Source organism: Bradyrhizobium sp. Unk1, assembly GCF_059512345.1.
The window spans coordinates 1-11,062 of sequence record NZ_JCAMOP010000091.1 but is presented as its reverse complement, the minus strand read 5'-3'; the positions used below and the strand labels follow the sequence as shown (position 1 = coordinate 11,062).

Annotated in this window: 12 protein-coding genes, 4 pseudogenes and 1 riboswitch; of the genes and pseudogenes, 9 read left to right on the top strand and 7 right to left on the bottom strand. The window is 59.9% G+C overall.

Annotated elements, in window-relative coordinates; genetic code table 11:
- Positions 1-395: IS4/Tn5 family transposase DNA-binding protein (locus AC5ZFO_RS46145; protein WP_496124023.1), on the bottom strand; the 395-nt coding region annotated here is incomplete at its 3' end.
- A gap of 697 nt (positions 396-1,092) precedes the next feature.
- Positions 1,093-1,250: pseudogene (locus tag AC5ZFO_RS46140) on the bottom strand (ATP-binding protein); the annotation flags it as partial.
- A 181-nt stretch (positions 1,251-1,431) separates the two neighbouring features.
- Between AC5ZFO_RS46140 and AC5ZFO_RS46135 the strand changes: the two are divergent.
- The gene (locus tag AC5ZFO_RS46135; protein ID WP_496124022.1) at positions 1,432-2,205 is read left to right on the top strand and encodes an outer membrane protein; all 774 of its coding nucleotides are present in this window, start codon (positions 1,432-1,434) and stop codon (positions 2,203-2,205) included.
- Between the two features lie 159 nt (positions 2,206-2,364).
- Positions 2,365-2,550 (top strand): DUF3302 domain-containing protein, encoded by a 186-nt coding sequence (locus AC5ZFO_RS46130; RefSeq protein WP_496124021.1) that lies wholly within the window; start codon positions 2,365-2,367, stop codon positions 2,548-2,550.
- A gap of 236 nt (positions 2,551-2,786) precedes the next feature.
- On the opposite strand, the gene AC5ZFO_RS46125 is transcribed toward AC5ZFO_RS46130, so the two are convergent.
- Positions 2,787-3,197, bottom strand: a complete 411-nt coding sequence (locus tag AC5ZFO_RS46125; protein WP_496124020.1) for a GNAT family N-acetyltransferase — start codon at positions 3,195-3,197, stop codon at positions 2,787-2,789.
- 411 nt (positions 3,198-3,608) lie between these two features.
- On the opposite strand from AC5ZFO_RS46125, the pseudogene AC5ZFO_RS46120 reads away from it, so the two are divergent.
- The 5 genes and pseudogenes from AC5ZFO_RS46120 to AC5ZFO_RS46100 all read left to right on the top strand — a co-directional run.
- A pseudogene (locus AC5ZFO_RS46120) lies at positions 3,609-3,850 on the top strand (hypothetical protein); the annotation flags it as partial.
- A 20-nt stretch (positions 3,851-3,870) separates the two neighbouring features.
- Positions 3,871-4,085: riboswitch (cobalamin riboswitch) on the top strand.
- A gap of 106 nt (positions 4,086-4,191) precedes the next feature.
- Complete coding sequence (locus AC5ZFO_RS46115) at positions 4,192-5,856, top strand: ribonucleoside-diphosphate reductase subunit alpha (RefSeq protein ID WP_496124019.1); 1,665 nt, start codon at positions 4,192-4,194, stop codon at positions 5,854-5,856.
- Positions 5,804-5,920, top strand: a pseudogene (locus AC5ZFO_RS46110) (hypothetical protein); the annotation flags it as partial. The gene AC5ZFO_RS46115 and the pseudogene AC5ZFO_RS46110, both read left to right, overlap by 53 nt.
- Positions 5,921-5,969: 49 nt before the next feature.
- Positions 5,970-6,131: a hypothetical protein gene (locus AC5ZFO_RS46105; RefSeq protein WP_496124018.1), complete on the top strand. Its 162-nt coding sequence runs from the start codon at positions 5,970-5,972 to the stop codon at positions 6,129-6,131.
- Positions 6,122-7,171 carry a ribonucleotide-diphosphate reductase subunit beta gene (locus AC5ZFO_RS46100; protein WP_496124017.1) on the top strand — a complete coding sequence of 350 codons (1,050 nt, stop codon included), beginning with the start codon at positions 6,122-6,124 and terminating at the stop codon, positions 7,169-7,171. Before AC5ZFO_RS46105 ends, AC5ZFO_RS46100 begins: the two co-directional genes overlap by 10 nt.
- Positions 7,172-7,560: 389 nt before the next feature.
- Here AC5ZFO_RS46100 and AC5ZFO_RS46095 read toward each other — a convergent pair whose 3' ends face one another.
- Genes AC5ZFO_RS46095 through AC5ZFO_RS46085 form a run of 3 tightly spaced genes read right to left on the bottom strand, consistent with a single transcriptional unit; the run spans position 7,561 to position 8,399 of the window.
- Positions 7,561-8,004 (bottom strand): DUF1842 domain-containing protein, encoded by a 444-nt coding sequence (locus AC5ZFO_RS46095; protein WP_496124016.1) that lies wholly within the window; start codon positions 8,002-8,004, stop codon positions 7,561-7,563.
- Positions 8,005-8,052: 48 nt separating this feature from the next.
- Positions 8,053-8,229 (bottom strand): hypothetical protein, encoded by a 177-nt coding sequence (locus AC5ZFO_RS46090; protein ID WP_496124015.1) that lies wholly within the window; start codon positions 8,227-8,229, stop codon positions 8,053-8,055.
- Positions 8,230-8,240: 11 nt separating this feature from the next.
- Complete coding sequence (locus AC5ZFO_RS46085) at positions 8,241-8,399, bottom strand: hypothetical protein (RefSeq protein WP_496124014.1); 159 nt, start codon at positions 8,397-8,399, stop codon at positions 8,241-8,243.
- 550 nt (positions 8,400-8,949) lie between these two features.
- Between AC5ZFO_RS46085 and AC5ZFO_RS46080 the strand changes: the two genes are divergently transcribed.
- A complete protein-coding gene (locus tag AC5ZFO_RS46080) occupies positions 8,950-9,177 on the top strand; it encodes a cold-shock protein (RefSeq protein ID WP_496124013.1) in 228 nt (75 codons plus the stop codon).
- 82 nt (positions 9,178-9,259) lie between these two features.
- On the opposite strand, the gene AC5ZFO_RS46075 is transcribed toward AC5ZFO_RS46080, so the two are convergent.
- Positions 9,260-9,460 (bottom strand): hypothetical protein, encoded by a 201-nt coding sequence (locus AC5ZFO_RS46075; RefSeq protein WP_496124012.1) that lies wholly within the window; start codon positions 9,458-9,460, stop codon positions 9,260-9,262.
- 875 nt (positions 9,461-10,335) lie between these two features.
- Here AC5ZFO_RS46075 and AC5ZFO_RS46070 point away from each other — a divergent pair.
- Positions 10,336-11,062, top strand: a pseudogene (locus AC5ZFO_RS46070) (IS3 family transposase); the annotation flags it as partial.

The following is an 11,062-nucleotide window of genomic DNA, read 5'->3' as shown; positions in this document are numbered from 1 at the left end:
GAGTTGCTTTTGGGGATGCGCTTAATCATCCCGATCAGATCCGGGCGCTCCCTTTGATAGGTGAATTCGGTCGTATCGTGCAGAACAAGAACAGGCCCTTTCGCAGCCGCGATACGTTCCCGCGTCGATTTAAAATGACCAGACAGGATGTCGGCCTCGCTTACTCGTTCATTGGAGAAGAAACGATAGGCCGCCCTGGTATTCGCCCAGTCTTGGCAAACCATCGGAATGCTCTGTCCGATGTCTCCACCAATCTGCTTCAGCAGCATGCGAAATCTCTCGCCAAGTCGAGCGTCCTGGAATTCGCACAGCGCAGCTTCACGATCAAACCAAGTCACCGCGTCAGACGCCAAACGATGGGCGTTCTCATCCCGGGCGCGTGAAGTCAGTCCCATAGAGCACCTCTTCTCGAATCAGGTGCCCATCAAAGAATCACAAGTGATTCTGGCGACTCAAGTTTTTCGGCTCAGTGCACCTCAAAAAATGTGGGTAATCGTAAGACGATACATCCGTGGTTGGTCCTTCTGATCAATGATTGTTGGCGATATCCGCTCAACGCTATGCGGCACGACCGGTGGTCGTATGTCGTATCGGCGCTCAGGATCATGTCTGGAAACTGCCGCGTCACCAGATCACTTGGGAGTTGTGGTGCGCCGTCCGGATCGGCGAGCAATGCCGCGAATGGTCCGCCTAGCTCTTCACTCGCATTCTCGCGATCGATTAGCGGTTGGTCGAACGCCTTGCGATATCGGTCGTATCTGGCGCGGTCACGCTCGGAGAGAGCCGCCACGCGATCGGCTAATGCGTCGAGCAGAATGGCCGCGCGCCAGCCGTTTCATACGCTCTAGTAATGATCCGACGCTGCTCATGCTGCGACCTCGCCGCCATCCAGCGCTAATGGCTTGCTATGCAATCCGGCGGGATGAGCTAGGTGGGTCGATGCGGGCGGCGCCATACTCACGTAGCTTGGACAGATCGCCATGAGGGACACGCCTAAAGACGGCGCGATGGGTTTCGGCTGGGATGGCCCGGCCTCGTTCATCCCAGCGGCGCGCGGGTGATGAACCAGGCGAACATCCCTGCGACCGCCTAGTCCAAACGTAGCCGAATGACGAGGTCGACTACGTTGAAGAAGCGCCGCGGGCACCGGATCGGATGCAGCTTCTGGCGATGGCAAGGGCCAGGTGGGTTTTGCCTGTGCCGGTGCCGCCAACCAGTACGACGTTGCGTTGTTGGGCGATGAAGCCGCCGCTTTGCGGGCCACAGCATCCGCTACCGGCCAGACACGCACTTTTGGCCATTCTCCGGATGCTCGGGCAACGCTTGCGCCCCAGTCAACTACCAACCTTGGGAATTGATGGAGAAGATGGTCACATGGCAATTCTCGTTAATACACCGTCAAGGAAGTCGATACGAAGCTGGGTTTAGAGAATGAAAAAAGTTCTGCTGGGCACGGTAGCCTTCATCGCACTAGCCGCTCCTGCCTCTGCCGCTGATCTGGCCGCGCGACCCTACGTCAAAGCGCCCCCGGCGGTCATTCCAATCTATGATTGGAGCGGCTTCTACATCGGCATCAATGGCGGCGGCGGCTCCGCGCATCAGTGCTGGGACCTGCTCAATGCCGGCGGCGTGATCGTCGCTCCGCCCTTTGCCATGGGGTGCCATAATGCGACGGGAGGCACGGTCGGCGGTCAAATCGGCTATCGCTGGCAAATAGCGAACTCGGTGTTCGGCCTGGAGGCGCAGGGCAATTGGGCCGATTTCAAGGGCTCCAACGCGAACCTTGCTTTTGCAGGCGTCCAGGATGAATCCAAGCTTGATGCATTCGGCCTGTTCACGGGGCAAGTCGGCTATGCCTGGAATAACGTGCTGCTTTATGTGAAGGGTGGCGCGGCGGTTGTCCGCGACAAATACCGGGTCTCCGATTTTGCGACTGGGCTGACCATCGACAACGGCAGCGAAACCCGTTGGGGCGGCACGGTAGGAGCGGGCCTTGAATTTGGCTTCGCTCCGAACTGGTCCATCGGCGTTGAGTACGACCACCTGTTCATGGGGCATCGGGACGTAGACTTCTTCTTTTCAACAGGAATCGTAGGTGTTCCGGTGGGCGCTTTTGCGGGGACTGCCCGTATCGGTCAGGACGTCGATATCGGTTTGGTCCGCGTGAACTACCGCTGGGGTGGCCCGGTCGCCACGACATATTGATCTTCGCCAGAACGGAAGCGTTCCTTCACACGGGGGACGGGCAGCCGGATAATCTTGGCGCGCTGCTCGTATCTCAAGCTAGCAATCATTGTTTTAGATCATTTCCAGAAACTACGTAAGGATCGGAATAGGCGGAGACGATGCGCTGGTCTCGCAGTCTTGATTTTTCTTCCTCCTTCAGGTGAAGCACGAGGGCACATCGCAAAGACGCGCAACCATCCCTATGCTCAGGCGGTGATCGCCGCGGGCTGGATTACCTTGTTCTTCGGCTTTGCCCTCTGCCCACTCGCCTTCATCTGGGCCTATGTCGAGGTGCCGGCTCCTCGAAATACGGGAGCCTCGTGATGGGCGTCCCGATCATCAACACTTTCGTTGTGCGGCTGCTCTTGCTATTCCTCTTCAAGATCGCTGCGGTTCAACGTATTCTGGAAGCTTTCGCCTTCCCTGGTCAGCCTGCCGGCCTTGCTCGGTCTCCTCATCCCGGGGCTCGGTCATCGTAGTGCGCAACGCGGTCTCTGGGGCGGCTATGCCCAAACCCAATGCGACTTGTTGGTAGTGTTCTAACAGCCGCTACAGAAATATCATGAGAAGCGATGAACCATATACTTGGCCTGCTCGTCGTAGCTAGCAAGCTTCTCGTTCACTTGCGGGTCTTCCAGCGTCTGGAAGCTATTCCTCTCCCAGAACCTCGTTGAGCCGTTCACAGCAACCAGGGAAACGTTTGGAAGGTGCGCGCGCCTAGCGTGGCTAATCAGCTTGCGCACAACCTCGGACGCTGCGCCGCCAGACCGCGCCTCGGGCAATAGCGCGATATCGTGGATATAATATGTGGATGCGGCGTCGGGTACGGATTTTAGAAGGACATTGAGAGCGGGTGGCTTTTGAAGTGCCAAGGATGGATGAAATATAGCCAGCAGCACCAATCGCCTCGCGCTCAAGCACGAAGCATCCGGCGGGGTAAAGCCGAAGCCGCTCCGAGAATACGGCCTCATCCTCAGGGTAATTGAGGTGAACGCGATCTACGATCGCGTTCACAGATGGAAGATCTTCGCACTCCATTGCTCGCCAAGGCATGCAATGCACTTTCAGTGATTTATTAACCGCTGTTCACTAGCATCAAATGCTGGCGGGCAACAGTACACGCCCTGACGCTCGGCTGCTCAATCCGTGAGCGGAACAGACTCTAGTCCTTTTGTCCCGAGGTCGTATGCGCCGTATAGATGGGCCGATTCGAGGCCCTTGGGGAAAGAGGAGCAGAACTGCTCAAAGTCGCGGAAACCTTCATTGCCAATCCCGAGCCAAGCCCCTGCCAGGGGGGAGGAGTAGAGACTCGACGGGAAGCACCTACAGCGGACATCGCCGGGTGAAGGGATAGTCCAGACCACGAACGCCGGAAGGGTGACAGGCGACGCGATCGGATCATGAAGCGTTTCAAATCGTCCCGTCAGGCTCAACTTTTCTGTCAGTTCATGATCAGGTCGCGAACCTTTTCCACATCCTCTCTCTCGGAGCCGTCACTGCCGACTTCCGTCGTGCTTCGCGCGAGCGAGCCTTTGCGACTTGGCGCGAGATCTCCACGACAAGCGCTCGCCGAACCTCGACCTTGGGGCTGCTCCAATTCGTTAACTTGACGGTGCCGCCTTGACGAATCTCCGCGAGCGGCGCCTATATGTAGCCCGTCACGGGTCTTCCATTCCCGCATCTCGTAGGATGGAAGCTAAGAGGGAACCCAGTGCGCCGGCAACGGCTATTCCGAGGCTGCCCCCGCAACTGTAAGCGGCGAGCGGTTGTCATCATGGTCACTGGCGCGACAGCGCTGGGAAGGCCGACAGCCGCAGCGACCCGCGAGCCAGGAGACCTGCCGCGACAGAACGAACGTCCTCGGGCGGGGTGCCCCGGTGGGTTGCTTGCAACTGGTGATATTTGCCCGGTCTCCTCGCAAGTCGTCCGCACGGCCCCCCAGCCTCAAACATCGCGGGGTTGCCGATGTCGCCGTCTTACGATTTCGATCAGCATGGTCATCTCATCGAGATGCCGAGTGTGCGGCCGCTCCCAGCGCAGGCCAAGCCTACCACGCCTGAACTGTGTCTTGTGCAGCCGCCGCCATCGCCGGCTCCGCTGCCAAGGCCCCTCGCGCCATCGCCAAGGCCGTCTGACCTCACGCTCGATCGGTCGCGCGACAACCTGCTGACGTCGTTCGGCAAGCTGACGCTGACCGACCGTTATCTGCTCGCCGGCGAAAGCCTCCAGGACATGTTCGCCCGGGTGTCTTGCGCCTTCGCGGACGATGTTGCGCATGCCCAACGTCTGTATGATGGGATGTCTCGACTGTGGTTCATGCCGGCCACACCGGTGCTCTCCAACGGCGCCCCCCCGCGCGGCCTGCCGATCTCGTGCTTCCTTAACTCGGTGTCGGACTCGCTCGAAGGCATCGTCGGCACCTGGAACGAGAACGTCTGGCTTGCCTCCAACGGCGGCGGCATCGGCACCTACTGGGGGAATGTTCGCTCGATCGGCGAGAAAGTGAGGGGCGGCGTCACCTCGGGCATCATCCCGTTCATCCACGTCATGGACGGCCTGACGCTGGCGATCAGCCAGGGCTCGTTGCGGCGCGGCTCGGCGGCGGTCTATCTCGATATCCACCATCCCGAGATCGAGGAGTTCCTCGAGATCCGCAAGGCGTCCGGCGACTTCAACCGCAAGAGCCTCAACCTACATCACGGCATCAACGTCACCGACGAGTTCATGCGTGCCGTGGGTGCCGGCACCACGTTCGCTCTCCGCAGCCCGAAGACTAACGAGGTCGTCCGCGAGATCGATGCCCGCCAGCTGTGGCAACGTATCCTTGAGAACCGGCTGCAGACGGGCGAGCCTTATCTCTTGTTCATCGACACCGTGAACCGCGCGCTCCCCAAGCACCAGCGCGAGCTCGGCCTCAAGGTCTCGACCTCCAACCTGTGCAGCGAGATTACGCTGCCGACCGGCATCGATCATCGCGACGAGGAGCGCACCGCGGTGTGCTGCCTGCCGTCGCTCAACCTCGAGACCTGGGACCAGTGGAATAAGGAGCCCGGCTTCATCGAGGACGTCATGCGCCTCCTCGACAACGTGCTCACCCACTTCATCACAGTGGCGCCGGACGGCATGAAGCGTGCCCGCTACGCCGCCCTGCGCGAACGCTCCGTTGGCCTCGGCGTCATGGGCTTCCACTCGTTTCTCCAGGCCAAGGGCATTCCGATGGAGAGTGTCCTGGCCAAGTCGTTCAATCTGAACATGTTCCGACAAATCCGTCGCGATGCCGACGCGGCATCCGTGGCGCTCGCTCGCGAGCGTGGCCCGTGCCCGGATGCCCTGGAACGCGGCGTGATGGCGCGCTTCAGCCACAAGATGGCGATCGCGCCGACCGCCTCGATAAGCATCATCTGCGGCGGCACCAGCGCCTGCACCGAGCCAATCCCGGCCAACATCTACACCCACAAGACGCTATCCGGCGCCATCTCGGTGCGTAATCCGCATCTCGCCAAGGTGCTGGCCGCCAAGGGCACCGACACCTCGGCGACCTGGCAGTCGATCATCGCGCACGAGGGGGCGGTCGCCCATCTCGACATCCTGTCGGAGCACGAGAAAGCGGTCCTTCGCACCGCCTTTTGAGGTCGACCAGCGCTGGATCGTCGAGCTTGCCGCCGATCGCGCCCCATTCATTTGCCAGAGCCAGTCGATCAACCTCTATCTGCCGGCCGACGTCGATAAGTGGGACCTTCCACATGCTGCACTGGACGGCATGGAAGCGTGGGGTGAAGAGCCTCTACTACTGCCGTTCAATATCGATCTCGCGCGCGGCGTTCGCCGGCAAGATTGCCGAGGATGACACGGCAACGCCGGCGCCGCAGCGCACCGACTATGAGGAGTGCCTCGCATGTCAATGATCGATCTGTCGTCCGTCGATCCGCGCACGCTGATCGGCAAGGGGCGCGTCGGCCTCCTTGATTCGACCGGCAGCTATGACGTCGATCGCTACGCCTGGGCTTACGAGTTCTGGAAACGCCAGCAGCAGACCCACTGGATGGGCGAAGAGGTACCGCTCGGCACCGACCTCAAGGACTGGGCGTCGGACCGCGTCACCGCCAACGAGCGTGCGCTGCTTACCCAGATCTTCCGTTTTTTCACTCAGTCGGACATCGAGGTCGGCGACAACTATCTCAAGCGCTACATCCCGATCTTCCAGCCGCTCACCGTCCAGATGATGATTGCCGCTTTCACCAATATGGAGACGGTTCATATCGACGCCTATGCGCTGCTGCTCAAGACGCTTGGTATGCTCAAGACCGAGTTCGAGGCATTCCGCGGCTATGCGCAGATGCGCGCCAAGGCGGATTACATGCACGAATTCGGCGTCGACACCGTGGCCGATGTCGCCCGCACCCTGGCGATGTTCGGAGCCTTCACCGAAGGCATGGCCTTGTTCGCGAGCTTCGCCATGCTGCTCAACTTCCCGCGCCACAACAAGATGAACGGCATGGGACAGATCGTAAGCTGGTCAGTGCGCGACGAGAGTCTCCACTGCGAGGGCATCATCAAGCTATTTCACGAATGGCACCGCGAAACCGGCGCGGTGACGCGCTCCGTCCGCGACGACATTGTCGACGTCGCCAAGACCATGGTGAACCTGGAGGAGAACTTCGTCGAGCTCGCCTTCGGCCTTGAGCACATCCACGCCTACGTCCGCTACGTCGCCGACTGGCGACTGACCCAGCTCCGGATTGCCCCGGTCTTCGGCTTCTTCGAGGCGAAGGAGGGCGGGTTCACACAGCTCAAGGCGCATCCGCTGCCGTGGCTCGTCGAGATTCTCAATGGCGTCGAGCACGCCAATTTCTTCGAGCAGCGCGCCACGGAGTACTCCAAGGCGGCGAGCCGCGGCAGCTGGGACGGCGAAAACGGGGTGTGGGCGGCTTTCGGCCGTATCTAGCCCGTCTTTATTCATGAAGGGCCTGTGGGTGGCTAGCGAGTGTGGTGTAAGCCGCTGATGGGACGTGGGATTCGGTTGCTGAGACCAATTCTGCGCTGACATCATCGAGGCAACCACACCGGCCATGGTCGACGATACGATTCTGCCCTTCCTGTTTCCAGCGGTCAGGCGCAAGACGATCACAGCCGCCTTTGATGGTGGGCGGCTGTTTTCAGCGGCTATGATGTGGAGGGCTCCACGACCCGAACCCGCTCGAATGCGACAGGGGACCAGAGGGACTTCTCGTTCCGCGGATTCATAGCCCCCGAAGGATCATTGAAATCCCTTGGCTGCGTCCAAAAGCGCCATCGATGCGGGGCAGGGGCCTTGCCGGCCCGGCTTAGATGTGTTCATGCGATGGCTGGAGACACCAGCTTGACCGGCGCGGCCTCGACCTCCTGCCAATCGCCGTGGCCGCTGCGATAGCGGTAGGAGGCGGTTCCCGATTGCCAGTTCGGGACCAGGGTCATGCGCAGATCGACGTTGGGCAGAATCACCGGTCCAAGCCCGCCATCGTTCGGCCAGTGGATCGGCGGGTAACCGGTAAGGAGCACAAGAAGCAGTGTCGGCGCCGGCGGGAGCGTCGGCAGTTGGCTGTAATTGCCTTGCAGGGCGGTGGCGACATCGAGCGGCGGATTAACAGCTTGGGTGATGCTGCCGAAACCTTGGATCCGGCTGTTCGGCGAGTCGACGACCAGATCCAGCTTGAAGATTATGCCTCCGGGGCGGCTTTCGCCAATCTGATAGCAGGCGTGAAACAATCCGACGCGGCCTTTGGTTGTCGTATCGGGCATAGAGCGTCCTTTCCCATTTAGGAAGGTTGATCGGGTGATCGACCGTGGTCATCCGGCCAACTGCCGCACGTAGTCGTCAGATTCTTCCGCCGGGATCACCTTCACCGCAACCAGGCGCGTGCCATTGCTGCCGGAGACGACGATTTGCGGCACGTAATGGCCGGGGAAGCTGCCCTTGACCGCGTAGGGCGTGGACCCATCACCGAGCGGTCCCGTCCAGCCCATTACGTCGATCTTCAGGCCGCCGACCCAATGCGGATCCGCACGAGGGTAATTCCTGTCGTGAAGTTCGGCGCATCACCCTCAACCTCGACCAGAAATAGCCCGAATCCGTCAGGTCCGTGGATGAAGCTGGCTTTTGCCGTGTTAAACGGCTCCGTCTGATAGAAACCCATGCTTGTCCTCCTGGTGAGCTGACGCTTGGCGACGCAGCATCCAGGCACGCCTGATGACCAGTGCGGCGCCGGGCTAGTGTCCGCCGGCGGCCGCAAACGCGTTCTCCCCGGCAGGGATCTGGGACCTAACTAGCAATGAGTGTGCCACCAGAGAATTTGCGCAGTGAATGCTTCAATAGAGATAGAAAGGTGTGCCTCGCCGGTGCGGGTCCAGAGGCTCGGCGTGGAGTTGCGGACATTGTGTGATCGACCTGGCACTGGCACAGATGAATACGACGACACCGGCATCAACTTGCTGCGCGACCAGTCTAAGACAACCGGTTATATGCGAGCTAATCGGGTCGAGCGCTTTCAACTGCAGCGCACGGCGCTCGCATCATGCCGTTCCAGAACCTACCGACCCGCCATGTGCTGCCTTCGAGTAATCCCAACTGATTGAGCTAGCCTGAGAATGTTGGCAGTCGCACGCGGTTGTCAGCTTTGCGTCCATTGTCGTCGACCCGATGCTCGCCATCCCTGTAGGATCAGCATTTTCGGTCCGGCACGCCGGTTGCTCTGTTTCTGGCACCTTTACCCACCAGCGTACGGTAAGTGGTTCAATGTCCAAAAGGGGTACGGATTTATCGCTCCAGATGACGGCGGAAACGACATCTTTGTCCACACTAGCGCCGTAGAACGCGCTGGACTCTCTGGTTTGGCAGAAGGCCAAAAGATTGCTTACGAAGTCAAAGTCGCCCCCAAGCGTGGCAAGAGCAGCGCTGAAAACCTGCGCGTCTGATCACGTCCCCCGGGTGATAGGTCTCCGGCAAAAATTACTAAGACGAGCAGGCTGCGTTTCTTTTCAGAGATGACGCAGCGAATTAGGAGTTCGGCACCTCTTTGGACTGACCATGTTCGCCGTCTTTTACGGCTATATCCGCGTCGGGCTTTCGATCGTAAGTGCAGTAGAGCCACGGCAGTACGGTTTGTAGATTCGTTGTCTGCGCTTGCGGGAGGAGCTTGAGCAATTCGAGTTTGATAAGGCCGAGCGCAGCCGAGGGCACGAAGACCCAGGCGATCACGAGGCCATTCCTTATCGACCAACGTGTCTTTCAGCGTCGAGCCTTGCAACCGTTGTACGAGAGGGCGTGGTTTCGTCGCGCATCGAGTAGAAAATGACTATTGAAAACGTTTAGGTTGTATGCCACTGTAGGCTTGGGTCTCAGAAACCCAAGATAGCATCAGTGGCCATCAATGGGCCTGCGTTCTAACAGCCCCGTTCGGCGGGGACGGTGCGTCCATGTCCGCACCCCAAAAGCACATTGGCCGTTCACGAATACGGTTTCTGAACCCCGGCAGCCAGTCCGCTACCGGCATCAGAGCTAAAAGCAAAATCCATGAACCATCAGCGAAACTCGCGCCGCGCCGTGGCGATCGCTCGCGTCTGTAGCCTCGAAGTGTTGCACGACAACGAAACATCTCAGCAGAGAGCCGACCGGTTGCGGGCGCCGCACAAGCGGCGTAACCGTTGTCCGTCATCAAATGATTTGAGGCTGATTAGGCGGCTCGCGAAGGGAGGTGCTGGCTCCTCAGGGGTTAGAGTTTAAGCAGCCTGCACTCGATGCTGCGAGCGACGGTTTGCCTCTCATCGGCGCCATCCTGCTCGAGCAGCGCCCAAGTTGGGCACCTCCCAAAGCGCCTTTGGCGCTGCAAAGCGTTTGTCCCAACGAAAAGCTTTCTTTGGGCAGGTATTTCGGGGGCCTGAGAGATTGTGCGGATTGAGGGCAATACCTTATCGCGAGGGGCGGAGCGGTTGACGGCGAAGGCGAGAACGCCTTCTGGACCACGATCGGCGCCGCCTGGGAGCATGAGGACAGTGCTCTGAGCCCTTAAAACTGGACCGTTTTTGGTTAGAGTCTTCCGCGCCAGATTCCCTGGCTGGGAGGAGCGGAGCACGATGAAGGCTTCGAAGTTTTCGGACGCCCAGAAGGCGTATTTTGAAGCAGGGCGCGGACGGTGTGCCGGTGGCCGATATCTGCCGCAAGGCCGGGATCAGCCAGGCGACCTACTTCAACTGGAAGAAGAAGTACGACGGCTTGCTGCCGACCGAGATGCGGCGGCTGAAGCAGCTTGAGGACGAGAACAACAAGCTGAAGCGGATCGTGGCGGACCTGTCGCTGGACAAGGAGATGCTGCAGGACGTCATCCGCCGAAAGCTCTGAGGCCTGTCCGCGAGCGCAAGCTTGTCGATGTGGTCTGTGGTGAATGGGATGTCTCGATCCGGCGGGCCTGCCAGCTACTCGAACTCGACAGGTCAACATATCACTACAAATCGCGTCGGCCCGGACAGGCCGACCTGGAGAACAGGATCAAGGAGATCTGCCAGACGCGGGTCCGTTACGGCTACCGGCGCGTCCACGTGCTGCTGCGCCGCGAGGGCTGGTCGATCAACCAGAAGAAGACACGTAGGGTCTACCGCGAGTTAGGCCTGCAATTGCGCAACAAAACACCAAAACGACGCGTGAAGGCCAAGCTGCGCGACGATCGAAAGCCGGCGACGCGCTCAAACGAGACATGGGCGATGGACTTCGTACACGATCAGCTGGCTACGGGACGCAAGCTGCGCGTGCTCACGATAGTCGATACCTTCTCCCGCTTCTCGCCGGCGCTGGAGCCACGGTTCA